We start from the raw sequence: 24,699 nt of genomic DNA on the forward strand, positions 1-24,699 counted from the left end.
AGAGAATGCCCTTCTCATCAGGGAAAATAGTACTTGTCTAAGGAACTATTCCCCTGAGTGGAAGACATCTCGTAGATGCAACTTTCTCATGGTCGCCGCAACGTGTCAGCCATTTTCGATGAACCGAATCTCGTGTCGGCCGCGGGGCTGGTCCCGGTGCTGAGGCTGGCCCAGGATGCGAGGCTGCGCCAGCTGGCGGATCGGTGGCTGAGCGTCCTGACCGACAAGGGCGCCAACGCCGGGTTGAAGGTCGCCTCGCTGGTGGGTGGGATCGCGCACGATTCCGCCAGTGACCGGTCCCATGCGTCGCCGGCACGGGTGCGGCGGATTCGCAGCCGTGCGCCGGTGGAAGCGTCCGCGAGCAGATGGAACGGCGGGGCATGGGTGATCGTGACTGTGACGACGTCGCCTGGTCGCGGCCGCTCCGAGCCCTCCGGCAGCTCGAAGTGCACCAGGCGGTTGTCTTCGGCGCGACCCGTGAGCCGGTGGGTCGCAGCATCCTTCTTGCCTTCGCCCATCGAGACGAGTAGCTCGACCTCGCGGCCCACCTGTGCCTGGTTCTCTTCCAGCGAGATGCGCTCCTGCAGTGCGATGAGCCGGTTGTAGCGCTCCGGCACGACGGCCTTCGGCACCTGGTCGGCCATGGTCGCCGCGGGCGTGCCCTCGCGGATCGAGTACTGGAAGGTGAAGGCGCTCGCGAAGCGAGCCTGCTCGACGACGCGCATGGTTTCTTCGAAGTCCTCGTCGGTCTCGCCGGGGAAGCCCACCGCTCAGCGTGCGGTGGGCTTCCCATCCGCGGCCCACGCCACACCTAAGGCGAACAATGTCGACACGCCGTACTGCTCCATCGCCGCCGCAATGCGACGCCGACCCGTTCGCGGGTTGATCCCGAGCCTGCGCGATGCCGCGTCGAGAGTGACGCCCTGCTTCATCAGCACAAGAAGCGGCGCCCACGGCTGCTCAACGCCACCGATCGGCTCGCCGCGACGCCAGAGCTCGCGGTACAGGCTTCGGCCCAGCTCGGCGAGGGACGCGCTACGGACACCGATCACGCTGGACGGCCATCCCTCGCCCCATTCGATCGGCAATGCGAGCACATCGCCGTCGATCCAGAACCAACTCGGAAGATCGTCGAGAAGGCGGAACTCCACCCCGACGGCCGCGTAGCGTTTGGCGATCGCCACGAGCCGGGCGTTCTCTGCCATCGAACGAGGGAGAAGGGCTCGCACCGATCGCTTGCCGGCGAACATCTCCGCGAAACGGCTGGCGCGCGCCGGATCGGTCTGCAAGTAGCGTCCGAGATCGGGAAGCACTGACCAGGCGGTGTCGCTCCCCTCCCGCGCGATGTCGTACCAGAGGTCTTCTGCCGCCTGCGGCCCGTGTCGCACGAAAACGGGAACGATATCACCGGATGCCTCGCCCACAGCCCAGTGACGCAGCAGAGCCGGTAGGTCTGCAACGAGCGCCTCGATTCGCGAGGCGGCCTCGTCCGCCGTCTGCCGCATCGCACGCGCTTCGCGTTCGACGACGTCGGCCGTCCACATTGCCGGCGTCGCGTACGCGATCGTGCCATCGCGCACCGAGATCGCACCTCCCCGCGCGAGACGCGCAACGGCGTCGGCGGCCTCGCCCTCATCCGCGTGCGCGGTGCCGGCGAGCTCCGCCACCGTCTCAGGGCGGCTGCGGTAGATCAGTTCGAGCAGTGCCCTATCTTCCATGTCCACCCTCCGGAGCGTGTGTGAACATCATTATGGCGCATGTGACCGTTTCCGGACGCCCTCTTAAGGACGTGGCCGGAAGCGGAGGTTGTTTTGTCCGCTTCTGTCCATGCACACTGTCTCTGTGGGACCGAAGTCCAGGACTTCGTATGTGCGCGTAGGAAGCCATGGGTCCGCTAACAGATAGTCAACCGGAGGCAGCGACATGAACGGCATGAGCAGCACGAACAAGGGCATCGCACGCGTTGTCGCCGTCGGGGCGGTGGCAGTACTCACGCTGGGGATCACGGCCTGCACCGCGGGTACGGCCGAGGAAGCGTCGTCCTCGAGCGGGCTTGCCGTCGCACTCGGCGAAGATCCCGGCCAGGACGTCGTCGACCTATACACGGATCGCGACACGGCAGTGGCCGCGGCCGTCGATGCGCTTCCCCAGTTCATCAAGAAGGCGCTCGAGCAAACCGGAGTGCCCGGCGCGGGAGTCGCGATCGTCTCGAACGGTGAGGTCGTGTTCGAAGAGGGATACGGTGTGCGGGACGTGACGACGGAGGAGCCCGTAGACGTCGACACCGTGTTTCAGCTCGCGTCTTTGTCCAAGCCCCTCTCGTCGAGCGTTGTGGCCAAAGCGATCACCGAAGACGCCGATCTGTCCTGGGAGGATCCGGTCGTCGAATACCTCCCCGACTTCGCGCTGAACGATCCGTACGTGACCGAGCATGGAAAGATCGCCGACTACTTCTCGCACCGCACCGGCATTCCGACCGGTGCCGGCGATGAACTCGAGGACATCGGCTTCGATGTCGACTACATCATGGCCCACATGAACCAGATTCCTCTGGCGTCATTCCGCGACACGTACCAGTACTCCAACTTCGGCCTGACGGTGGGCGGCGAGGCCGTCGCGGCGTCGCGCGGGCAAACGTGGGCGGAGACCGCGCAAGAATTGCTGTTCGAGCCGCTCGGCATGACTTCGACGAACACCGTCCACGACGAATTCCTCGCCGTAGATGATCGCGCGGAGATGCACGCGCGTACCGGAGAAGGTCAGTACGAGCAGCTGTTCGACCGTAACGCTGATGCCGAGGCTCCTGCCGGCGGTGTCGCCTCCACTGCCGGCGACGTTGCGAAGTGGATGAATATGGTGCTAGCCAACGGCGAGGTCGACGGCGCAGAATTCATCGACCCGCTCGTGCTCGCAAAGACCTATTCCGCCCATTCAATCATGGGTGGCGATGCCAAAAACCTGACAACGCGCACATCGCACTACGGCTTCGGCACGAACGTCGGTGCCACCGTGGCCGGCCGCGTCAGCATCAACCACTCCGGCGCATACGGTTGGGGTACAGCCACCAACGCCACGATGATCCCCGATCTGAACCTCGGGATCGTCGTGCTCACGAACGGAGCGCCGTCGGGAGTTCCGGAGATGATCGTTTCGGAATTCGTCGACCTCGTTCAGTTCGGTGAGGAGACGCGACCCTGGATGGACCTATGGCCCACCGTCTTCGAGCACTTCGCCGACCCGGCGGGCGACCTCGTCGGCGAGGAGGTCCCCGCAGGTGCCGCGGCAGCGGGTCCGGCCGGTGACTACGTCGGCACGTACACGAGCCCCTACTTCGGCAACTTCGTCGTGACAGAGGAGAACGGCACCCTCACCGGCGCGCTCGGCCCAGAGGGCGGCTACACGTTCGAGATCGATCCATGGGACGGCGACACCCTGTCCTTCGTGCCGACAGGTGAGAATGCGCTCCCCGGTTCACTCTCCTCAGCGGTCTTCGTCCGCGAGGGCGAGCAGATCACCGGGGTCACCCTGACCTACTTCAACAAGTTCCCGGCGAAGGGGCAGGAGCCGAACGGGCTCGGCGTCTTCACCCGGGCCGGCTGAACCTCGATCCACCGATAGTTGTGTTGGATGCGCGGCGGGTTAAGCAGAGAATGCCGTTCTCATCAGGGAAAATAGTACTTGTCTAAGGAACTATTCCCCTCCGCGCCACCGCCAACCCGAATCCCAACCACAAGCGACATCCGATCGGTGGATCGAGGTTTAGTCAGCCGGTATGCGGTGCATCGCAAGTTCGTCGGCCAGTTCCCTGAGTGCCGCCTCGGTCGTGCGTTCGACAACAGATGACGGGTCACCGTCGAAATGGAACAGCCGAGAACGCGAGCCATGATGGCCGGCAACCCCGACATAGACCGTGCCCGCGGGATGCCCTTCCTCCGAGCCAGGGCCACCTACCCCGGTCACCGACACCGCGACATCCGCGCCCAACAGGGCTGCAACACCGCGCGCCATCTGCTCCGCGCACTCTGCGGTGACCACCGGACCCGGTTCAACACCCAGCACCTCGAACTTCACACTGGACTCGTAGGCGACCACCGCGCCCGCAAACCACTCTGACGAATCACGCGCCGCACTCAGGTGCGTCGAAATCGCTCCGCCCGTCAACGACTCCGCCACCGCCACCCTGACGCCAGAGTGCGCGGCCGCCGCGCTGATGCGACGCGCCACCGACTCCAGCACCTCGCCCGCATTCAGGTTCCCACCACTGCCGTCATTCGCGCGCTCGCTCATTCCCGGATAATAGTGCGCCGGCTCCCCCAATTTCTACCCCTCCCAGGCGAGGCCGCCTCCGACTGGTCCATCGCACGGGCGGGACGACTGAGTCGAGTACGCACGGCCACGCCCGCGCACAGCACAACGGCGAGGCCGCCGAGAACAGTCGCCCAGCCAAGCTCCTCACGAAGGAGAAGTGCTGCCCAGAGGATACTGAGCACGGGTTGAACAAGTTGCACCTGGCTGACCCGCGCCATCGGCCCGATCGCGAGTCCGCGATACCAGGCGAAGAAACCCAGGAACATGCTGACGACAGCCAGGTACGCGAAGGCAGCCCACTCGGTCAGGCTGCCTACCGGCGGTTGCTGCACCGCAGAAACGATGGTCAGGACGATCATCAGAGGCGAAGAGACCACCAGCGCCCAGGACACGGTCTGCCAGGAGCCGAGCTCTCGTGCGAGCAGTCCACCCTCCGCGTAGCCGACCGCCGCCGCGATGACTGCACCGAACAGCAGAAGATCTTGCCACGTCAGTTGTGCAAAACCGCCGCCTTGCAGCGATGCAAAGGCGACGGTCACCACCGCGCCGGCCGCGGCCATCGCCCAGAACGATCGCGGTGGGCGTTCCTTCCCACGCAGAACCGCCATCACCGCCGTCACGGCCGGCAACAGGGCGATGACAACAGCGCCGTGACTGGCCGGAACGCTCGTCAGCGCGAACGAGGTCAACAAGGGGAATCCAACCACAACGCCGGCGGCGACCACCGCGAGGCGAGCCCACTGAGTCCCGCGCGGGAGTCGCTGCCTCGTCAAAGTGAGAACGGCGACTCCCAGGACCGCGGCGATCACTGCTCTCCCGGAACCGATGAACAGCGGCGACAGTCCGCCGACGGCGACCCGGGTGAACGGCACCGTAAAGGAGAAGGCCACGACCCCGACGAGACCCCACCAGAGACCAGCGCGTGACGGCGATATCACGTGATTCTTAGAGACAGTAGCGCTACTATGTATCGTCATGGACAACGATAGCAGCTCCCGAATTGTGTCCGACTTGCTGGACTGGATCGCCGAGGCGCCGGCCGGGGCAAAGTTGCCATCGACGCGGGCGCTGGTCACGCGCTACAACGCGAGCCCGGTAACCGTGCAGAAAGCCATTCGCACTCTCACCTCACGGGGGCTCATCGAGAGCAGGCCAGGAGTCGGCACATTCGTGCGAGCGGTTCGCATGGCGCGGCCGCTTGATTACGGCTGGCAGACCGCCGCGCTCCGCGCGCCGCAGAGCCGGCTCCCCTCGTCCACAACGACGATGCGCAGCACCCCTCACGGCGGGGTCGCCCTCCATGCCGGCTACCCCGACCGAGAGTTGCTTCCCGAGCGACTCATCCGTTCCGCACTCGCGCGTGCCGCTCGAAGCGACGCAGCCCTGACTCGATCGCCTGTCCCAGGGCTCCCCGAACTGCAATCCTGGTTCGCCGGCGAACTTGCCGGCGCAACCCCGGTCGGCATCACCCCGCCGACAGCGAGTGACGTCATCGTGTTACCCGGCAGCCAGAGTGGGCTCAGCTCCACGTTCCGGGCACTCGTGACCACCGGTCAGCCCCTCCTCATGGAGTCCCCCACCTACTGGGGTGCGATCCTCGCCGCCGCACAGGCCGGCGTGCACGTGTTTCCCGTTCCGACCGGACCGACCGGACCTGACCCCGACGAGGTGGCACGCGCGTTCGAAGAGTCGGGCGCCCGGGCGTTCTACGCCCAGCCGAATTATGCCAACCCGACCGGTGCGCAGTGGTCTGCCGACACCACTCGCCGGATCCTCGACATCGTTCAGGCCCATGGCGCATTCCTCATCGAGGACGACTGGGCCAACGACTTCGGGATCACCTCCACATCCGTGCCCGTAGCCACACAGGATGACGCTGGACACGTCGTCTACATCCGCTCGCTCACCAAGAGCGTCTCCCCCGCCATCCGTATCGCCGCCGTCGTCGCCCGTGGCCCCGCACGCGAGCGCATCCTCGCCGACCGTGGCGCGGCGGCCATGTACGTGAGCGGCGTCCTCCAGGCTGCAGCACTCGACATCGTGACCCAGCCCGGCTGGCAGACGCACCTCCGCGGTCTGCGCCAACAGCTCCGCGCCCGCCGCGACCTGCTTATCGACAGCGTGACCGAGCACGCGCCACTCGCCGACCTCACCGCGGTGCCGCCCGGAGGACTCAACCTCTGGCTCCGCCTCCCAGATACCGCTGACCTCGACCAGCTCGTTCGCGAGTGCGAACGGGAGAACGTGCTCATCGCCCCTGGGACGGAATGGTTCCCGGCAGAACCCTCCGGCCCGTTCATCCGGCTCAACTACTCTGGCGCCAACCCCGGTGCCTTCCCTGACGCCGCGCGAGTCATCGGCCGCGCGCTCGAACGTGCCACCTGAACCGAGCTCGCGGGTGCGGTCGCGGTCGCGAGCCCGCGCCGCGAATCGCCGCTTCGCCCCGGAATCGCCGCTGCTACGGCGTCAGGCGGCGCAAACGGCGACTCTCGGCGAAAAACCGGCCCGGCGCTACGCTTGCCGCGTCAACCGCGCGAGCAGCTCTGCCGCCGAGCGATCGAGACGCGCACCACCGACACGAATGCCGGCCACCAGCAACCCCGCTCCCAGCACCACACCCACCACGAGCGCGATCCACCCGAACAGCACCTGCCCGGTGGTGAAACCGATAATCGCCAGCGCCAGCTCTGGAATGACCAGCACCAGCAGAATCCCCCAGGCCGCGAACATCATCAGCCCCGTCGTGAAGCCGCCGCCCGGCGGCGACTTGAACGGGCTGTCCCCCGGCGCCGGAACCGGCACCACGATGAGCGACGAACTCACACTCGCCAGACCGAGACCACTGAACAACACCCCGAGTGTCAGGCCCAGAAGCCCGGGCAGAATGCTCCAGGCATCCGAGATCCACACCGTCGCCACCGCCAGCACCAGCACAGCCGGCAACGCGATCGAGCCGAGCGCAATCACCCGACCAGCACGATCTGCGACACCGCTCACCCCCTTCGACACATGCAGGGCGAACGCCGTGTTGTCATACGCGACATCCGTGAAGATCGACAGCGACATCAGCAACGCCACCAACGGCGCCGTCGCATTCAAAAACCCCAGCGACTGCATATTGTTCGCGTAGAACAGCATCAAAACCGGAATCAGCGGCACAATGATGAACTGCCGCGCGTACCGCGGATCGCGCAGCCAATACGTCAACGCCCGAGCCGCCACCGCCCCGGTCGGCGTCGCCGGCAGCCGACCGAAGAACCCCAGCTTGCCTTGCACCTGCTTGCGCGACGCCGACTGCATCGGCGACACCTGCGACCGCGACAGACTCGCCCGCCAGATCCACGCACACAGCGCCAGCGTCGCCAGAGCAATCACGAACTTCAGCGCGGCCGCCCCGCCGTTACCGAGAACCACGTCAGCCGGAACCGACCAGATCGCCCCCAGCGGCGTCCACGACAGCGCCTCCGCAAGCCCCGGCAACGCGTCACTGGAATCGCGGAGCCCCGAACTCACGAACACGATGATCGGCCCGAGTAACACCAGCGGCACAAACGCGATGATCCCGCTGATCTCCCGAAACCTGCGCCCAGACGCCAGCCCGGTCGAGATCGACGCCACCATGCGCGACGCGACAACACAGGTCAGCATGCCAACGAACGCGCACACCACCGCAATCAAGGCGGCAAACGGATGCTGCCACCAGGTTCCAGCCGTCGCCAGCGCTCCGAGCAGCGTCAGCACACCCGGGATCCCCAGCACCCCGCTCACCAGCAGCCCCACGAACAGGCTGTTCAGCGGAATCGGAAAGGTCACGAGTTTGGCCGGGTCGAGCGTCTGGTCCATGCCCGCGGCGAACAGAGGAATGATCACCCAGCCGAGCACCACGGCAGAACCGGCCAGCACCACAATCGTGCGCGCGAGATCTGGCGACGCCGCACTCAGAGCGACGAGTCCTGCTGCCGCGAGCGCCAGCATCCCGAGCCCGTAGAGTGCACCGAGGATGACGGCCACCATCTGCCAGGGGCTACGCCGCAGGGAGTTCCACAGAACCAGCAGCCGGAGCCTTACGAGATGCGCAACCACTCTGGGCCCTCCGCGTGGCTGCGTCCGCCGACGAGTTCAACGAATCGATCTTCGAGCGTCTGGCCGTCTCTCACCTCATCGACGGTGCCGGCCGCCAACACCCGGCCGGCCGCGATCACCGCCACGTGGTCGCACATGCGCTGCACCAGGTCCATGGAGTGACTGGAGACGATGACCGTGCCGCCCGAGGTCACGTACCCCTTCAGAATGTCGCGGATGTTGGCGGCCGACACCGGGTCGACCGATTCGAACGGCTCGTCGAGCACCAGCAGTCGCGGCGCGTGCACCAACGCGCAGGCGAGTGCAATCTTCTTCGTCATGCCGGCGGAGTAGTCGACGACGAGAACACCGGCCGCGTCCTCGAGGTCGAGCAGCCGGAGGAGGTCGGCGACCCGTTCACCAACCGTCTCGCGCGACATGCCGCTGAGGTAGCCGGCGTAGGTGACGAGCTGCTCGCCGGAGAGCCGGTCGAAGAGCTTCACACCGTCGGAGAGAACTCCGACGAGCCGCTTGGCCTCCAGCAGGTTCTGCCAGACGTCGATGCCGTGCACCTGGATCTGCCCGGCATCCGGCCGCAGCAACCCGGTCGCCATCGAGAGGGTCGTGGTCTTGCCCGCGCCATTGGGGCCGACAAGCCCATAGAACGAACCGGCCGGCACATCGAGGTCAATGTGATCGACGGCCACGTTCTCACCGAACGCCTTGACCAGGCCACGGATGCTGAGGGCCGGGCCGGCAGCGGATTGGCTGAGCGCGGCGGGTGGTTGGTCTGGCGGCTGGGGCTGGTGTGTCGGCTGGGGCTGAGACTCAGTCATTCAAGCCACCCTAACGGAATACCCCGAAGTGGTCAGGCACGTGGTCACACGCCCCGTCAGGTCAGACCGGGCGTCCTCGGCGCAACGGTCGTGGACTGCACGATCGACGTCGTCGTCTGCCCATAGAGCAGAAACTTGTCGAGCACCACTTCGAACGTGCTCAGGTCTGTCGCGTGCACCTTGAGGAGGAAGCAGTCCTCACCGGTGATGCGATGGCACTCACTTACTTGCGGGATGCTGCGCGCCAGCTCGGCGATCTTCGCCAGCTGTCCTGGCCCCGGCCGCACACGCACGTAGGCCGCGACCGGCAGGCCGAGGGCGGCCGGATTCACCTCGAGCCGGTAGCCGAGAATCACGCCGCTCTCCTGCAGCCTGCGCACGCGTTCCCGCGCCGTCGGCACGGACACCTGCACCCGGCGCGCCAGCTCCGCCGTCGACAGTCGCGGATCGGCATCGAGTTCGGCCAACACCCGGCGGCCAGCGCGGTCTTCCACTACCTCGGCCCGGCGTTCGCCGTACTCCTGTTCGCGAGCGTCGATGCCCTCGGCGTCGTCTGGCTGCGCATCGCTTCCGCCGCCGTGATCTTCGCGATCTGGCGTCGCCCCTGGCGCACCTGGCAGGTCTCGACCTGGCGTCAGCGCCGGCTGCTCATCGCTCTCGGAGTGGTACTCGGCGCCATGAACAGCGTGTTCTACCTCGCCATCGAGCGGCTCCCGCTGGCGACAGTAGGCGCAATCGAATTTCTCGGGCCGATCGTGCTCGCGGCCATCGGCATCCGTTCACGTCGCAACCTGGGCGCCGCCCTTCTCGCCTGCGCCGGCGTCTGGCTGCTCACTACCGTGCATCTGGGCGGCGCCGGGCAACTGAGCGGCACTGTGCACCTCAGCGGGGCGGCGCTCGGCCTGATCTTCGCGTTCGCGAACTGCGCACTGTTCGCGGCATACATCGTGCTCGGCCACCGGCTCGCGGCCGACGGTGGCGCGTCTGGCATCGACCGGCTCGGTGCCGCGATGCTCATCGCAATGGTCGTCGTCGCGCCGATCGGCATCGCGGATGCCGCGGCCACGCTCGCCGCGCCGCTCCTGCTGGCCGCCGCGATCGGCGTTGGCGTCTGTTCCTCCGTGATTCCGTACGTCTGCGACCAGCTCGCCATGGCACGGATGCCGCGCGCCACCTTCGCCCTGATGCTGTCGTTGCTGCCCGCAACGGCCACCGTCATCGGGGTGCTCGTGCTTGCGCAGGTGCCGAGCTGGATCGAGGCGCTCGGCGTACTTCTCGTGATCGGCGGCGTCGCCCTGCACCGGCAGCGGGCGTAGTGGATTTGTCTTACACAACGTCGTATCATGGCTGCTATGCCCGTCGTGAACTTCAGAACCGATGAACCCTCGGAGCGCGCCCTGGCCGAGCTGACTGCAGACGGCGCGAGCGTGTCGGAGGCCGTGCGCCGGGCCCTGATCGATGCGGTGCGACTGCGCAGACGCGAGCAGATGCGCCGGGAATCGCTGCAGGCGGCGAATGATCGAGACGATGTTGCCGAGAGCCGACGAGTGGCAGAAGAGATGGACGACCTGCGTGCGTGGTGACATCCGTCGCCTGAATGCCCCGCGAAACGCCAGGGGTCACGAGCAGACGGGTCCACGATATGCCGTTGTGGTGCAGTCAGACGACCTGCTGCTCTCCACAATTCTTGTAGCACCGACGTCGCGTTCTGCATCACCTCGCATCTTTCGGCCGACCATCGTTATCGGAAACGACGAGACCCAGGTGCTCGTGGAGCAGACGACTGCAGTCGCGCCTGAACGCCTCGGCGATTTCGTCGGCAGGGTCAGCCGAAGCGAACTTGACGAGATCGATCAGGCCCTGCGGCTTGCCCTGGAGCTGGACTGATTGAACTTGGACTGAGTGAGGCCGGCCTGAGTGAGGTCAGCTACCCAACACAGTCAATCCGCGGGTCGAAGCGGCTCGCGCAAGCCGATCGTCGAATGTGGCCACACTCGCGCCGGATTCCTCAGCCGCGAGCAGCACGCAGCAGTCCGGCATCTTCAAGCCCGTGTCAGCTCGCAATCGGACCAGCCGTTCTGCGACTTCGGCAGGAAATGACAACTCCCTCATCTCCAGATCGCGCAATACCGCCTGCACCAGGTCCAACCGACCCATGCGAATGGGTGCGACAAGCACTTCTGCCAGGGTGAGCGAGCTGATGGCGAGGTCGTCATCGATCGCTTCGGCGAGGATCGTTTCCGCAGCAGCATGGTGGGTAGCATCGCCGTCGAGATAGGCAATGAGAACGCTGGCGTCGAGAACGATCACGCCGGCCACTCGTCGCGAGCGTGCTCGAGGTAGCCAGGCCCATATGTTCCGGTGAGGGCACCACTGTGCTTGCGAACGGCGTCAAGCCTGCGACGGCGCTGTTCTTCGTGCACCTGCTGCGTTGCGTGGTGGCCCTCGAGCGCGAGTCGTGCGAGCAACTGGGGGCGACTCAGGCCCGGCCACAGGACGGCAGCATCATCCAGCGCTGCAGCGAGCGCATCGGTTTCGGTCACAAGATGCCGGGGTCGAGTGGTGGGCATAGTCCAAGTGTGACACTGGTGGCACGGGTGATACACCGCCGAGTGCGGGCCGAATGGGTCGGTCAGGAGTCCTTGGTCATACGGCGAACCTCAGCGTCGACCTTGTCATCCGTTATCACGCCGCGGCCGGGGCCGTATGCATCGATGCCACTGAACACGGCGGCAACGCCCATGCCACCGATGACCCAGATCGGCCAGAAGAAGCCGCCGGGGCTGGTGATGAACCAGACACCCACGACGAGAATCGTGACGGCCGCCCAGATGAGCAGGTAGTGCTTGAAATCGGACTGCGCCTTCAGCCGCTTGTGCGCAATCTTCCTGAGCTCCTCGTTGTCCATGGGATGAGGCTACCGCTCGAAGAGGCCGGTTGACCAGACCGCACCGCACCCCGTTCAGGGTCAGACCCGTTCTGGGGACGCCTCGGGCGCGACGCTCGGCTGCGCCTCTGCCGCACGGGCGTGCGACGGAAACGGTGCTGCGGCATCCGTTGGCGGCGGACCCGGCTGATGCGCGGCGGCGACCGGATGCTGCATGTGGCTGCCAGAGGCGCTCATCTTGTCGATCCAGGCGAGCGCGACTGCGGAAACGATGAACACCATGTGAATCACGACCTGCCAGAGCACGCCGTCCCAGGTATACGTCTCGCCGGTCAGGCTCTCCTGCTCACCCTCCTGCCCCCGCGGCGGGAGGTCGCTGACGCCGATGAACGTCTTCAACAGGTGGATGGACGAGATGCCGATGATCGCCATGGCTAACTTGACCTTGAGCACATTCGCGTTGACATGTGAGAGCCACTCAGGCTGGTCGGGGTGCCCATCGATCTTGATCTTCGACACGAAGGTCTCGTAGCCGCCGATGATCACCATGATCAGCAGGTTCGCGATCATCACGACGTCGATCAGGCCGAGCACCATGAGCATGATCTTGGCCTCGTTGATGTGCGAGATGTCGGTGAAGACCTCTTCTCCGAGGTGGAAGAGCTCCACCATGAAGACCACAACGTAGACGAGCTGGGCGAGGATCAGGCCGAGGTAGAGCGGCGCCTGCAGCCACCGGCTGAAGAAGATCAGCCCGCCGACGCCGGAAACCCAGGGTGACGGTTCACGGAACTGGCGGGCCGTCGGCGGATTCGGCAGGTTTGGCGCGTTCGGTGCATTCTGCGGTGCGGTAATTGGTGCGGTGGACGAGGGCGCTGGCGTTTCATTCACGTCGGTCACTCGCAGAATTCTAGGGGGAGAAACCTGAGGAAAACCCGGGGATTACGCGCTCGGTTCGCGACATGTGCGCCCAACCGTGAGCTGAGCACCTTCATTCGCGCGGGAAGGTGCTTACGTCACGGCTCGGCGAGGTGGAGGCGGGCCGGGTGGCGACGGGCTGAGCAGGCGCGACATGTGCGGCGACCGGCTGAGCAGGCGCGACGGCAGGACTCTCGGCCGGCTCGAACTTGAAGAGCGTCACGTAGATCGGGCCGGCTACGAACCAGATCAGCAGGATGGCGCTCAGGCGGGCGATCATGCTCCACATCACGTCGTGTTCGAACAGCGCGTCCCAGGAATCGGCGCCGGTGAAGGTCATGAGTCAAGCCTGCGAGGCGAACGGATGCCGCGCATCCGTCATCTGTGGCATCTTACGACCGGCGGATACCCACTTCGATGTACGCCGTTTCGAAGTACGTCACTCGCCGACTCACGCCGCAAGCACCTGTACCTCGTGTTCGAACAGTGCGTCGGCGTCAATGTGCATGGCACTGTAAGCGCCACCGGCCTCGAGGCTGACCAGGCCGTGCAGGCGCGACCACACCCGGACGGCCTGTTGGAAGTCGTCGGTGCCGCCGCTTCGAGCGGTCAGCACCTCGTCGTTGGTGAGGTGCGCCGGGCGCTCCTGTGAACCCTGGCGGCCGGCAAGGATGCTGAGCACAATACCCATCAGTGATCGCGCGGCGTTGGACAAGGGCTCGGCGTGCGCGTTGTAACCGGGAAGGGGCGCCTTGAAGAGCAATTCGTAGCGATGAGGCTGCGCGAGTGCCCACTGCCGGTACGCACGCGCCAACCCCCGGATGCGATCCTCGGGCGTCGCCGCGCCCTCACTCACGGCAGCATCGCGCGCCAGGGCGTCGCGCAGGTCGGAATAGGCGTCGATGACGAGGGCGGTGAGCAATTCGTCGCGATTGGCGAAGTACCGGTACAGGGCCGATCCGGAGACGGAAAGCTCCTTGGCGATGGCGTTGAGCGAGATCGCCTGGGCTCCTCCTTCAACCAACTGCGCCAGAGCCACCTGCTTCACGTCGTCGCGCACCTGCTCGCGAAACCGCTCTCGCGTCGAACTCATGCGTCCCTCACTGGGCTCGCTTGACTCATTTGGCAGTCGAATCACCTCCACGGTCGTAGATCCCAACAGTCTCACACAAGAGAATAGTATCCCCAAACGAGAGAGGTTGCCGCAAAACTAGACAAGCTTCTCGATTTGTGTGAGGCTCTATCGCATGGACACCATTACTCACCCCAAGCCCACATCCACCCAGCCTTCGACCTCAGGTCGGAAGCGCCGAAACTCCCTCATCTGGGGCGGGGCCGCCGTAGCGGCGCTTGCCGTCGGCATCACGGCAGCGCTCGTCTTCACGAACCGTGACACCCCCGTCGTCGACGCCGGCCCGGCGCGAGTAGACGTCGCAACGATCGACGGACTCGGTGAGGTCCTGGTCGACGGCCAGGGTCGCACGTTGTACCTCTTCGAACCGGATGAAGCAGCCGACGTCACCTGCACGGGCGGGTGTGCCGACAAATGGCCGCCGCTTGTGGCGATGGACGACGCAGAGCCCGAAGTCGGCGGAGACGTCGATCCCGCATTGGTCGCCACTGTCGCGGATCAAGTCGGCGCAGAGGTGCTGACCTTCGAAGGCTGGCCGCTGTACCGCTACGTCTCTGATGAGGTTGGCGAGGCCACCGGAACAGGGAAAGACCAAAACGGTGGCGTGTGGTGGGCACTCACCCCGGCCGGAGAGCGAGTGGAAGCCCCCTGATGTCCAGCACAGATCACAACGAGGGCCCGGCCCGCGACAGCCCAGCGGATGCCCAGGCCGAACCCGAGAAGGCCTCTGGCGGCATCAGTCGGCGCGGCATGTTCGGACTGTTCACGGCGACTGCCGCGCTCGGCGTGGCCGGATTCGCGGTCGCGTCACAAGTGACCGGTGCGACGTCTGATCCGTCGAGCGCGGGTTCCCGCGCCGGCTCTGGCGACCTTGGGGCAGGCAACACGGCGGAGACCGATATCGCCGGGTCCGGCATCGTCGAGTTCGACGGACTCCATCAGGCCGGCATCGCCACCCCTGCCCAGTCGAACATCGTGCTCACCAGCTACGACGCCAACCAGAACGCGAGCCGTTCCGACCTTGCCGCAACCATGAAGGCCTGGACCGTCGCGGCCCGCGCCATGACATCGGGCGGTTCGGCTAAAGGCGACCCCGGCATCAGCACCGGGAGCCGCCCCGCGAATCTCACCGTCACCATTGGTGTCGGAGCAAGCCTCGTGCAGCGTCTCGGGGCCGGGCGTCCGGCCGCCCTGGCCGACATGCCGGCATTCGCTGGAGACCAGATCGATCCGGCACGCAGTGATGGTGACATCGTCGTGCAATTGTGCGCGGATGACCCGCTCATCCTCGCGCACGCCGAACGCGTGCTCACCCGCCTTGCCAGTGACACGCTCACGCTCCGCTGGCAGGAACAGGGTTTCGGCAGCACCGGTGCCCGCCGTGATGGGCGCACCGGCCGAAACCTCATGGGGCAACTCGACGGCACCAACAACGTCACGACCAGTCAACTCGCAACATCCGGCCCCATCTGGGTCGACGAGGCCGAACCGGCATGGATGACCGGAGGGTCCTACCTCGTGGTGCGACGCATCCGGATGCTGCTGAACACCTGGGAGCACGAGAGCACAACTCGTCAGGAACACGTGATCGGCAGAACCAAAGCCACGGGTGCACCGCTGGGAGGAAAGTTGGAGTCTGATTTCGTCGATCTCGAGGCGCGCAATCCAGACGGCAGTCCCACCATCCCGGTAGACAGCCACGTGCGACTGTCGAAGCCACAATCCACGGGCGAAAGCATGATGCGGCGCGGCTACTCGCACCGAGGGGCGGTCCTCCCCGACGGCACCGTCGACCAGGGCCTGCTCTTCCTCGCGTACCAAAAGGACCCGACCACCAGCTTCATCCCCGTGCAGCAACGCCTGTCGGCGCACGACGCCCTGAGTGCCTTCACCGTGACCACGGGCAGCGCCGTGTTCGCGATACTTCCTGGCACCTCGTCTCACTCTGACTGGCTCGGATCGACGCTCCTCGCCTGACTGGCCATACCCACTTCCTGGCGCCCGGCCCGTCAGACCGGTCGCACGGTGCCGTCTGCTGCGACCACCAGCATCCGCTGGTCTGCCGGTCCGATGACGATCGTGGCGCGCTCCGCGCGATCGCGCGGGAGCAACCGGGCCGTGAACCGGCCGTACTCGACCGACTGCAACTGCTCGGCAATCGCACGAGCGATCGCCGGCGGCTCCGCGCGGGACGCGTCGGTCACCGGGTCCAACGGCAGATCACCGCTGTCGTCGAGCAACATCACCTCGACCCCGCGGGCACGGGCGGCCCGCGCCGCACCGATCACCGGGTCGATGAAGAGACCGCGACCACGGATCGCGTCTCTCAGGGTTGCCTCGACCAGCAGGCACTCCGCCCGCTCCTCGGCATCGAGGGCATGCTCCTGCGCGAGCCGCACCAGCGTCGGACGCGCCAGCGCATTCACCCTGGCCAGCTCCGCTTCGCGTTCCGCGAGCGCCGCGAGTTCGGTCGCCTCGATCGCGGCCTGCCGTGTGCGCGTTCGATTGACGTCTGCCAGCGCGCGCGTCGTGCGTCGCAACCCGATCAGGAACAGGGTGCCGGCCAGCAGTGTTCCGGCATGCCTGATGACGAGCGCCACACCATCGAGCGCTGTAAGCCCGACGGCCAGCGCCCAGCCGACCGTCGCGAGAAACAGCCCAGCGTAGGCGAACCACGCCCACCACGGCCGACCGCGTGCCACGAGCATGACCAGCACCAGGGTGATGGCACCGAGATGCCAGTGCCCATACGGCGGCGTGTCGATCGGTGAGATCTGCATCACCAGCATGCCGGTCGTCACCGCACACAAGGCCAGGATGCCTGCCGTGCGCAGGCGGGGCAGGGGATCGGCACCCTCCTTCGTCACCCAGATCGCGGCGGCGGCCACGGAGACGACACCGATGCCCTCCATGGGGAAGGAGGCCGGCCCCTCCTTGTCTGCGAAGGCCACGAACACGTGCACACCGATGAAGAAGAGAAGAATGATCCTCGCGACCGGAGTAGAGATGCCGAGTAGTCCGGAGAGCGGAAGTGCGAGTTGCTGCGCACCGCGGCGGGACTGGGTGCGGCGGGACTGGGTACGGCTCAGCGATGCCATGTCAGCACCACTTCCGTGCCGGCGCCGGGGCTCGACCGCACGAGCACCCCACCACCGGGAACACGACGCATGCGCCCCAGGATGCTGTGCGCGATTCCGAGTCGTTCAGTCGGAACATTCGTCGGGTCGAACCCCACACCGTCATCGGCGATGACGATTCGCACCAGCTCGTGGTCGGCCTCGAAGGTGACCCGGCGCTCGACCCGACGCTCGGCGGGCCCGGCGGGCCCGCCTCCCGCATCGGCGATCGAGTTGCGGAGCGCCTCGCCCGCTGCCCCGAGGAGCGCCGCAGCGGCCGCCCCTGGGAGGGGGCTCTCTGACTCGACCTCGGCACGGAAGACCACAGCCGGGGCGAGCTCGTTCGCCAGTTGCTGCAGTCGACGGGCGACGTCTGAACCGCGCAGCTGGGGTTCGGGCTTCTGCATCCGAAGTGCATCGAGGCTGTCAAGGGTAGCTGCGGCGCTCTCCGAAACTGCTGCGGGGGCGATCTGTGCCCGCCCTGCCATCAGCAGGGTCGACAGCACGCTGTCATGCACCATGGCGTCGACCGAGAGCCGCGCCTCATTGCGCGCCAGTCTCTCGGCACCGAGCGTGGCCTCGGTGCGAGCCGCGTGGATCGCCGCGTCGACCTCACCGGCGTTTCGCCTGATTGCGATGGTGAGTCCGACAAAAACCGCCACCAGCAACAAGGTAATCAGCGCGTCTTCGACGCCGATCAAGCCGGCTGTCTCGCCAGACGACGAGACTGCACGAACCACGCCGCCCAACCCGCAGACCGCGATCGAGTATGTCCAGGCCACCCACCCAGGGAATCCGATCGCCAGCGCTACGCACGGAACCGCCGTGAACGTGGTCACCCACGGGATGTCGGCGCCGGCCGGCAGCGGGTGAGGGAGGAGCAACAGCCACGACAGCAGCACAGCGACGAATACAACTGCTTCGACGACAGTGATGAAGCGGAGAGTGCGGAGCGGAGCCACCGGGGCGAGTGCAGCGAGTGACGCCGGTAGTCCGAAGACGGTGAGGAAGCCCAGCAAAGCCAGCCCGAAGTATCCGTTGTCTGCCTGCTGCAGGAAGTTGTCGAAGCACAACGCACCGAAGACGATGGCCGAGACTCCGACGGCGACGTAGATGACACGGCCAAGCTGATCGGCCGAGCCGCGGGAGGCGGTAGGCGAGAAATCAGACGCGGACAGCCTGCTCATCGGTATTCGTAACGACCGTCGGCAACAGCCGTCAGGAACGACCGGGGATGGGGAGGATGCCGTCTTCCAACGCACGTTTGTAGAGGTCGACCTTGGTGCTCGCGGGGCGACCGACCCGTTCATACTTGGTGCGCACGCGACGGATGTAGTCGATCACCGTCAGCTCGGAAAGTCCGGTTCGCTCTGCGACCAGCGGCGCCTTCGCACCCGCGGCGTATAAGGAGAGCACTTCACGTTCGCGCGGGCTGAGGCCGGCGTCCGCGAGGTCTGGGTCACCGTCGAGGGCAGCGGCCCACTCCGTGGATGCGACCGCCTCCCCCGCGGCAGCCCTGGTGATCGCTTCGAGTAGCACGGCCGTCGGCTCCGATTTGCGCACCACCCCGAGCACCCCGGCGCGCGCGGCCTCGCGCATCAGCTGCGCGTCGTCGCCGCCGGTGAACGCCAGCACGCCGGCGCCGGTATCGCGCAGCCGGCCCACGTTGCTGGTGACCGTTGAGCCGTCTGACAGGCGCAAGTCGAGAATGACGAGGTCGAGTCCTGCGGCCGCTGTCTGCGAGTCGACAAGCTCGTCGACAGATGCCACGGTCGCCACAACCTCGATCTCGGGGATCGAACTGAACAGGTCGGCAAACCCGCGCGCAACGATCTCGTGGTCGTCGATGAGGGCAACGCGGCAGACAGTGATGTCGTTCGTCTTCTCGTTCATGATCGCCGCCTGTTGTTCAAGACGCCGGAACTCTCTTCGAGATAGCAGGCGCCGCACAGCGACTCGTACGACACTTCGACACCGTCGATCGCGACCTGGGCACCGTCGAACACGAACACGCCGCCGATCTTGCGGGCGTTGAACACGGCTTTGCGTCCGCAGCGGCAGATGGTCTTCAACTCTTCGAGACTGTGCGCCACCTCGAGTAGGCGGCGACTCCCGGGGAAGGCGACGGTCTGGAAGTCGGTACGGATGCCGTATGCCAGAACCGGCACATTCTCCAGGATCGCGATGCGCAGCAGGTCGTCGACCTGCACCTCGGTGAGAAACTGCGCTTCATCGAGGAGCAGTGCGCTGACATCGAGCCCGGAGTGAGCCAGGGTTTCCTTGCGGTGTTCCTGGAACGCGGCGTAGGCATCCGTTTCAGGAGTCAACAGAAAATCGACCTCGCGGGTCACGCCCAGGCGGGAGAGAATGCCCATGTCGCCCTTGGTGTCTACCGACGGCTTTGTCAGCAACACGCGGTGTCCGCGCTCTTCATAGTTATATGCGGCCTGGAGCATCGACGTGCTCTTGCCGCTGTTCATCGCGCCGTATCGAAAGTACAGTTTCGCCATCTTCGCGTGTCCGTCCGGGGCCGGTTTAGATGCTCGGCGGGGCGCCTGGAGTGTTCGGCGGCGTGCCTGGCGTGTTCGGCGGCGTGCTCTCGTCGCTACCAGGAGCAGCCGCTGCGGAATCGACGGCAGATCGGCGGCGTCGTCCGGCGAAGAACGCTGCGGCGGCCCCACCGAGAACCAGCACTGCGGCGATAGCGATGACCAGCTCCACCGGGAAGTTGACGCCGGTTGCGGCGAGTGCAGCGTGCAGGTTCGTCATGGATGTGCCCCTCTTTCAGCGCTCGCAATCGGAGCGCTCCCTTCGAATACTACCGAACACGGCGAAGGCGGCGTCAGAAGAGGGGCGCCAGATGAGCTGCGTCAGAAGAGCTGCGTCAGAAGAGCGTGGGCGCCAACTCGGGCGGGAGCTCCTCTTCGATGAGTGAACGCGGCCGCTCTCCGTCGTCGGTGCGCAGCAGGCCGAGGTGCTTCTGCGCAGACTGGTTTTGGGCAGGCTGGCTTTGGGCGAGGGCGGCGGAGCGCACTCCGCCGGTCGCCGGGTCTTCGGGTGCGCGCTCGAGTCCGTGCTTTCGAATCAGGGGTTTGATGCGGGCGGCGAGCCATTTGCGATAGTCCTTGGGCGCGTAGGTGGTGGTGTACATGGCCCGATAGCGCGGCATCAATTCCGGGTGGTCGCGGGCCAGCCACTGGTAGTACCAGTCCTTCACGCCGGGTTTCAGGTGCAGGGCCGTGTAGAGAACGGATGTCGCCCCGGCCGCCTTCGCCTGCCGCAGTGCCTCATCGAGGTGGGCGGTCGTGTCGGTCAGAAATGGCAGGATCGGCATCATGAATATTGAGCAATCGAGCCCTTTGTCGCGCACAGCGCTTACCGTGGCCAGTCGGGCCTTCGTCGACGGGGTGCCGGGTTCGACGGCTTGCTGGAGGTCGTCGTCGTAGATGGCGATCGACATCGCGAGGTCGACGGGCACGCGTTCGGCGGCTTCGGCGATGAGATCGAGGTCGCGGCGCAGCAGCGTGCCCTTGGTGAGGATGCTGAATGGGGTGTCTGCGTTCGCCAGCGCAGCGATGATGCCTGGCATCACTCGGTAGCGCCCTTCTGCGCGCTGGTACGGATCGGTGTTGGTGCCGAGGGCGACCGGATGCCGCCCCCAGCCGGGCTTGGCGAGTTCTTTCTGCAGGATCTCGGACACGTTGACCTTCACGATGATCTCATTGTCGAAGTCTTTGCCCGAGTCGAGGTCGAGGTACTTGTGGGTGGGCCGAGCAAAGCAGTATGAGCACGCATGACTGCATCCTCTGTAGGGGTTGATGGTCCAGCCGAAGGGCATCTGGCTCTGGCCGGGCACGTGGTTCAGCGCCGACTTCGCGAGCACCTCGTGAAACGTGATCCCGGCGAACTCCGGAGTGGTGACGCTTCGCACCAGGTTGTTCAGGCGCGCCAGTCCGGGCAGCGTTCCCGCCTGCTCCGTCTGCAATTCCTGCCCGCTCCACCGCATACTCGTTATTCGAACACAACTTCTATTCTGACGCAAGTGCTTTGCACTCACTCTCGTACGTCGAGCCGTGACTTGAGCACCTTCCCGGGCGTCGGGAAGGTGCTTAGGGCTCTCTGATTATCAACACGCTCATTCTTGGGGTGGGTTGAGGGTGTAGTTCCATTCGGGGTGCCAGTCGTGGCGGGCCAGAATCCGGCCGGTCTCGAGAGCTCTCATCTGCTGGTCAGGGATCTTGACGCCGAGGGGGTATTCGTTCTCGTCAAGTTCAGCATGGACGCTCAGGCCGGTTCTGGTTGTCGTCCCGGCGATGGTGTTCACGATGACGTCGTGACTGGTCAGCGGCCGGCCTCGCCAGTTCATCGAGATGTGGGAGAACAGGCGGTGTTCGATCTTGTTCCACTTCGACGTGCCTGGCGGGAGGTGGCAGACGGTGATGGCCAGCCCGGTCTCCTCGGCCAGGGCGGCCAGTTCGGTCTTCCATAGCCGGGTGCGGTACCCGTTGGAGCCGCCGCCATCGGCGGTGATCAGCAGCCGGGTCGCGCCCGGGTAGGCGTGGCGGCCGGTGCTGTTCCACCAGGAGCGGATCGTGTTGACCGCGAACGTGGCCGTGTCGTGATCGGTGCCCACGCTGACCCACCCGGTGTTGCCGGCGATGTCGTACACCCCGTACGGGTTCGCCTTGCCCAGTTCGGGGTCGATGAAGTCATGCACCTTCACCGGTTCCGGATCCCCCAAGGGTCGCCACTGCGTCCCGTTGTTTCGGTAGTTGCCGACCAGTTCCTTCTTCTTCGCGTCTACGCTGATCACCGGATCGGCGGTGCCGAGGTGATCAGCGGCCTGCTCGTTGAGGTAGGAGAACTGTCCGTCCCGGTCCGGGTGCTGGTTGCCCTCCACCATCTTCGCGTTCGCTTGCAGGCTGAACCCCTGCTCTTTCAGCAGCCGGGCCACGGTATCCGCACTGACCGGGTGACCGGTCGCGGTCAGCTCGGCGGCGAGCTTCTCCGTCGACAGTGTCGTCCATGACAGAGCCGACTCCGGATCCCCACGACGTGTCGGTTCCACCAGGGCCAGCAGCGCGGGAACCAGACCCGAGTCGGTTTCGGTGAGCTTCTTGCGGCCCCCGCCGGGCCGGCGCACCCGGTCCAACGGTGCTTCCCCCGACTCCAGCTGCCCAACGCCCTCCTGCACCCGGGACCGGGATGCCCCCGACGCCCGCGCCACCGCGATGATTCCACCATGACCCAGCGACCGCGCCCTCGCCGCGAGCACCAATCGCGCCGAACGCTCATCCAGATGCGGAAGCAACGCCTCGAACTCCGCAGCCATCTCCCTGACGACATCCCCTGAAACAGCCATACACCATTATCAACCACACACCACGATCAGACGGCATTATTTTGCGGTGCGTCCTTAGCTCACGGCTCGGCGAGGGTTCCCGCGGTGGTCGCGGTGGCCGAGGTGGTCAGGGTGGTCAGGGTGGTCAGGGTGGTCAGGGTGGTCAGGGTGGTCAGGGTGCTCAGGGTGCTCAGGTGGCGGGGCGCACGGGGACAGGCGGGCGGCCACGACCGAGCTCGAGGCGATCGCCCGTCCAGTTACGGCACAACCAGCGGTCGTGGCTGGCGACGATCACCGCACCCGGGTAGGTACCGAGGGCGTCTTCGAGCTCGGTCGCCAGCGAGAGCGACAGATGGTTCGTCGGCTCATCGAGCAGGAACACGTGGGGAGGCTTCGCGATGATCAATGCCAGCGCAAGCCGACGCTGCTGCCCCACAGACAATGCCCCCGCCGGGCGATCGAGATCGCGCGGCGCGATCAGCCCGAGGCTGACCAACGGCGTGCGCTCTGCCCGCTTCTCCCCCAGCGCCTCGAGGTATATGCGCCGCGGAGAATGCGACGGGTCGGCGAAGCGCACGTCCTGCTCGAGCAGACCGATCCGCAGCGCACTACGACGGTTCAGGATGCCGCTGTCGAGCGCCAGCTGACCGGCCAGAACGCTGAGCAGAGTCGACTTCCCCGCTCCATTGTGCCCCGTGACCAGCAGTCGCGACCGGGGTTCGATGCTCAGTTTGTGGAGATCGAGGCGACCGCGCACCCGCGCGTCGCTCAGCTGAAGCAGCAGGCCCTGGCCGCCGGCATCCGTCGCCGATGTGGGTGCGAAACCGGACGGGATGCCGGCGAACGTCAGCGGCGCCGGGGGCTTTCGCACCTGATTCTGCTGCAGCTCCTCGTAGCGCCCGCGAGCGTTGCGTACCCGGCGGGAGATTTGGTCTTGCACGCGATCACCGCGGCGTCCGTACGACATCTTGTTGTTGTCGGTCATGGCGCGAGCGTGGTTGATGTTCGGGGCGGTACCGACCACGGCGTACGCCAGTCGCTTCAGCTCGTCTTGCTCATCGGCGAACTGCGCTTCCCAGCGGGCACGCTCGGCCGACTTGTGGCCGAGGTAATCGCTGTAGTTGCCACCGAAGGTCGTGAGCTGCGCCCCCGCGCCGGTCATCACTGCGCCGGCCATCCCCGCACCGGCCAACAAGGCTCTGGCCGGATCGAGGTCGACCAGCCCGGTCGCCACGGCGTCGAGGAACGCCCGGTCGTGGCTCGCGAAGACAACCGGCCCACGCCAGGCGAGCAGTTGCCTCTCGAGGAATGCGGCGGCCGCATCGTCGAGATGGTTGGTCGGCTCGTCGAGCAGCAGCGCTTCTGGGCGCTGCAGGAGCAACGCCGCAAGCGCGAAGCGGCTGCGCTGCCCGCCCGACACCTCGCCGAGGCGCCGGCCGAGCGGTATGTCGTCAACGCCGAGCCCGGCGAGAACCTCATCTCGGCGCGCGCCGACGCTCCACACATCAGCGCGTTCGGCAGCGGCGAGCGCTGCGTCGTACCGGGTCGCTGGGTCTTGCGTCGGGCTAGCGGAGCCGGCCGGGCCAACGGAGCCAACCGGGCCAACGGCATCCGTCGCCAGCCCCTGCGCGGCCTCGTCGAGCTCTGACTCGATCGCGCGTACCTCAGAGAGCGCGTCTTCGACGAGCTGCTCGAGGGTGTCTTCCGGTTCGAAGCGCACCTCCTGCCAGAGCATGCCGATGCGCGCCGGACGCACGATGGTGCCGGCATCCGGCTGCTCTTCCCCGGCGAGGATGCGCAGCAGCGTCGACTTTCCGACGCCGTTCTCGCCGATCAGCCCGATGCGCTGCCCCGCCGAGACCGTGAGGTTGACGTCGGTCAGCACGCGCCGGTCGCCGTACGTCTGCGAGACGCCGTCAACCCGGAGGTGGTCTGCGGTGCCGGCGGCGCGGGGCGCGAAATTGGTAACTGGTTGCGTGTTTGGTTGCGTCAAAACAGCCACCCTTCGAGGTGATGCTCTCCGCTGCACGAGCGTGCGCCTGTCGGGAGAGCGGCAATTCCCGCCGGGCTGGGCCTCGGACGCGGGACGGAAGGGTGAT

Annotated in this window: 26 protein-coding genes and 3 pseudogenes; 8 read left to right on the forward strand and 21 right to left on the reverse strand. The window is 66.1% G+C overall.

Going from position 1 to position 24,699, the window contains the following annotated elements; genetic code table 11:
• Positions 1–75: 75 nt before the first annotated feature.
• Positions 76–294 (forward strand): annotated as a pseudogene (locus K323_RS30505) (IS1380 family transposase); the annotation flags it as partial.
• Here K323_RS30505 and K323_RS26095 read toward each other — a convergent pair.
• A pseudogene (locus K323_RS26095) lies at positions 252–767 on the reverse strand (tRNA (N6-isopentenyl adenosine(37)-C2)-methylthiotransferase MiaB); the annotation flags it as partial. The pseudogenes K323_RS30505 and K323_RS26095 sit on opposite strands and share 43 nt — an antisense overlap.
• 3 nt (positions 768–770) lie before the next feature.
• Positions 771–1,718, reverse strand: a complete 948-nt coding sequence (locus K323_RS26100; protein WP_033373119.1) for a hypothetical protein — start codon at positions 1,716–1,718, stop codon at positions 771–773.
• 205 nt (positions 1,719–1,923) lie between these two features.
• On the opposite strand from K323_RS26100, the gene K323_RS0113610 reads away from it, so the two are divergent.
• Positions 1,924–3,600: a serine hydrolase gene (locus tag K323_RS0113610; protein ID WP_022885834.1), complete on the forward strand. Its 1,677-nt coding sequence runs from the start codon at positions 1,924–1,926 to the stop codon at positions 3,598–3,600.
• A 159-nt stretch (positions 3,601–3,759) separates the two neighbouring features.
• Here K323_RS0113610 and K323_RS0113615 read toward each other — a convergent pair whose 3' ends face one another.
• Positions 3,760–4,287: a CinA family protein gene (locus tag K323_RS0113615; RefSeq protein WP_022885835.1), complete on the reverse strand. Its 528-nt coding sequence runs from the start codon at positions 4,285–4,287 to the stop codon at positions 3,760–3,762.
• A complete protein-coding gene (locus tag K323_RS26105) occupies positions 4,284–5,285 on the reverse strand; it encodes a DMT family transporter (protein ID WP_084697315.1) in 1,002 nt (333 codons plus the stop codon). Before K323_RS26105 ends, K323_RS0113615 begins: the two co-directional genes overlap by 4 nt.
• Between K323_RS26105 and K323_RS0113625 the strand changes: the two genes are divergently transcribed.
• Positions 5,284–6,693, forward strand: a complete 1,410-nt coding sequence (locus tag K323_RS0113625) for an aminotransferase-like domain-containing protein (RefSeq protein ID WP_022885837.1) — start codon at positions 5,284–5,286, stop codon at positions 6,691–6,693. The two genes, K323_RS26105 and K323_RS0113625, sit on opposite strands and share 2 nt — an antisense overlap.
• Positions 6,694–6,819: 126 nt before the next feature.
• Here the strand turns inward: K323_RS0113625 and K323_RS0113630 are convergent, their stop codons facing one another.
• The 3 genes from K323_RS0113630 to K323_RS26110 are packed head-to-tail and all read right to left on the reverse strand — an operon-like array spanning position 6,820 to position 9,700.
• Complete coding sequence (locus K323_RS0113630) at positions 6,820–8,391, reverse strand: hypothetical protein (protein ID WP_026851645.1); 1,572 nt, start codon at positions 8,389–8,391, stop codon at positions 6,820–6,822.
• A complete protein-coding gene (locus K323_RS0113635; RefSeq protein ID WP_022885839.1) occupies positions 8,373–9,206 on the reverse strand; it encodes an ABC transporter ATP-binding protein in 834 nt (277 codons plus the stop codon). Before K323_RS0113635 ends, K323_RS0113630 begins: the two co-directional genes overlap by 19 nt.
• A 56-nt stretch (positions 9,207–9,262) precedes the next feature.
• Positions 9,263–9,700, reverse strand: a complete 438-nt coding sequence (locus K323_RS26110; RefSeq protein ID WP_033373152.1) for an Lrp/AsnC family transcriptional regulator — start codon at positions 9,698–9,700, stop codon at positions 9,263–9,265.
• A gap of 84 nt (positions 9,701–9,784) precedes the next feature.
• Between K323_RS26110 and K323_RS26115 the strand changes: the two genes are divergently transcribed.
• The 3 genes from K323_RS26115 to K323_RS0113655 are packed head-to-tail and all read left to right on the forward strand — an operon-like array spanning position 9,785 to position 11,093.
• Positions 9,785–10,522, forward strand: coding sequence for an EamA family transporter (locus K323_RS26115; protein ID WP_211219859.1), 738 nt, complete (start codon positions 9,785–9,787; stop codon positions 10,520–10,522).
• 27 nt (positions 10,523–10,549) lie between these two features.
• The gene (locus K323_RS0113650; RefSeq protein ID WP_211219860.1) at positions 10,550–10,789 is read left to right on the forward strand and encodes a hypothetical protein; all 240 of its coding nucleotides are present in this window, start codon (positions 10,550–10,552) and stop codon (positions 10,787–10,789) included.
• Positions 10,779–11,093: a type II toxin-antitoxin system PemK/MazF family toxin gene (locus K323_RS0113655; RefSeq protein WP_022885842.1), complete on the forward strand. Its 315-nt coding sequence runs from the start codon at positions 10,779–10,781 to the stop codon at positions 11,091–11,093. The genes K323_RS0113650 and K323_RS0113655 overlap by 11 nt, the downstream gene beginning before the upstream one ends.
• Before the next feature lie 36 nt (positions 11,094–11,129).
• On the opposite strand, the gene K323_RS26120 is transcribed toward K323_RS0113655, so the two are convergent.
• The 6 genes from K323_RS26120 to K323_RS0113685 all read right to left on the reverse strand — a co-directional run bounded on the left by K323_RS26120 (position 11,130) and on the right by K323_RS0113685 (position 14,104).
• Entirely contained in the window at positions 11,130–11,516 is a 387-nt protein-coding gene (locus K323_RS26120; RefSeq protein WP_033373155.1) for a type II toxin-antitoxin system VapC family toxin, read from the reverse strand.
• Positions 11,513–11,776 carry a hypothetical protein gene (locus tag K323_RS0113665; RefSeq protein ID WP_022885844.1) on the reverse strand — a complete coding sequence of 88 codons (264 nt, stop codon included), beginning with the start codon at positions 11,774–11,776 and terminating at the stop codon, positions 11,513–11,515. The genes K323_RS26120 and K323_RS0113665 overlap by 4 nt, the downstream gene beginning before the upstream one ends.
• A 62-nt stretch (positions 11,777–11,838) precedes the next feature.
• Positions 11,839–12,114 (reverse strand): 2TM domain-containing protein, encoded by a 276-nt coding sequence (locus tag K323_RS0113670; RefSeq protein ID WP_022885845.1) that lies wholly within the window; start codon positions 12,112–12,114, stop codon positions 11,839–11,841.
• A gap of 60 nt (positions 12,115–12,174) precedes the next feature.
• Entirely contained in the window at positions 12,175–12,993 is an 819-nt protein-coding gene (locus K323_RS26125; RefSeq protein WP_022885846.1) for a TIGR00645 family protein, read from the reverse strand.
• Between the two features lie 91 nt (positions 12,994–13,084).
• Positions 13,085–13,351: a hypothetical protein gene (locus K323_RS0113680; protein WP_022885847.1), complete on the reverse strand. Its 267-nt coding sequence runs from the start codon at positions 13,349–13,351 to the stop codon at positions 13,085–13,087.
• A gap of 111 nt (positions 13,352–13,462) precedes the next feature.
• Positions 13,463–14,104 (reverse strand): TetR/AcrR family transcriptional regulator, encoded by a 642-nt coding sequence (locus tag K323_RS0113685; RefSeq protein ID WP_026851646.1) that lies wholly within the window; start codon positions 14,102–14,104, stop codon positions 13,463–13,465.
• 154 nt (positions 14,105–14,258) lie between these two features.
• Between K323_RS0113685 and K323_RS28940 the strand changes: the two genes are divergently transcribed.
• Positions 14,259–14,795 carry a COG4315 family predicted lipoprotein gene (locus K323_RS28940; RefSeq protein ID WP_022885849.1) on the forward strand — a complete coding sequence of 179 codons (537 nt, stop codon included), beginning with the start codon at positions 14,259–14,261 and terminating at the stop codon, positions 14,793–14,795.
• On the forward strand, positions 14,795–16,120 hold the full coding sequence (locus K323_RS26135) for a Dyp-type peroxidase (RefSeq protein WP_022885850.1): 1,326 nt from the start codon (positions 14,795–14,797) through the stop codon (positions 16,118–16,120). The genes K323_RS28940 and K323_RS26135 overlap by 1 nt, the downstream gene beginning before the upstream one ends.
• A 32-nt stretch (positions 16,121–16,152) precedes the next feature.
• Here the strand turns inward: K323_RS26135 and K323_RS0113700 are convergent, their stop codons facing one another.
• The 8 genes and pseudogenes from K323_RS0113700 to K323_RS26150 all read right to left on the reverse strand — a co-directional run bounded on the left by K323_RS0113700 (position 16,153) and on the right by K323_RS26150 (position 24,485).
• Positions 16,153–17,241, reverse strand: a complete 1,089-nt coding sequence (locus K323_RS0113700) for a hypothetical protein (RefSeq protein WP_022885851.1) — start codon at positions 17,239–17,241, stop codon at positions 16,153–16,155.
• A complete protein-coding gene (locus K323_RS28945; RefSeq protein WP_022885852.1) occupies positions 17,229–18,446 on the reverse strand; it encodes a sensor histidine kinase in 1,218 nt (405 codons plus the stop codon). Before K323_RS28945 ends, K323_RS0113700 begins: the two co-directional genes overlap by 13 nt.
• A 31-nt stretch (positions 18,447–18,477) precedes the next feature.
• Positions 18,478–19,152 carry a response regulator transcription factor gene (locus tag K323_RS0113710; protein ID WP_022885853.1) on the reverse strand — a complete coding sequence of 225 codons (675 nt, stop codon included), beginning with the start codon at positions 19,150–19,152 and terminating at the stop codon, positions 18,478–18,480.
• Positions 19,149–19,769: a thymidine kinase gene (locus tag K323_RS0113715; RefSeq protein ID WP_022885854.1), complete on the reverse strand. Its 621-nt coding sequence runs from the start codon at positions 19,767–19,769 to the stop codon at positions 19,149–19,151. Before K323_RS0113715 ends, K323_RS0113710 begins: the two co-directional genes overlap by 4 nt.
• Positions 19,770–19,794: 25 nt before the next feature.
• On the reverse strand, positions 19,795–20,028 hold the full coding sequence (locus K323_RS0113720; RefSeq protein ID WP_022885855.1) for a hypothetical protein: 234 nt from the start codon (positions 20,026–20,028) through the stop codon (positions 19,795–19,797).
• A 115-nt stretch (positions 20,029–20,143) separates the two neighbouring features.
• Entirely contained in the window at positions 20,144–21,265 is a 1,122-nt protein-coding gene (locus tag K323_RS0113725; RefSeq protein ID WP_022885856.1) for an Rv2578c family radical SAM protein, read from the reverse strand.
• A 141-nt stretch (positions 21,266–21,406) separates the two neighbouring features.
• Positions 21,407–22,621: pseudogene (locus K323_RS26145) on the reverse strand (ISAzo13 family transposase); the annotation flags it as partial.
• A gap of 169 nt (positions 22,622–22,790) precedes the next feature.
• Entirely contained in the window at positions 22,791–24,485 is a 1,695-nt protein-coding gene (locus tag K323_RS26150) for an ABC-F family ATP-binding cassette domain-containing protein (RefSeq protein ID WP_051147365.1), read from the reverse strand.
• Positions 24,486–24,699: the final 214 nt, after the last annotated feature.

This window comes from Glaciibacter superstes DSM 21135 (genome assembly GCF_000421145.1).
In the GTDB taxonomy this organism is placed as follows: Bacteria; Actinomycetota; Actinomycetes; order Actinomycetales; family Microbacteriaceae; genus Cryobacterium; species Cryobacterium superstes.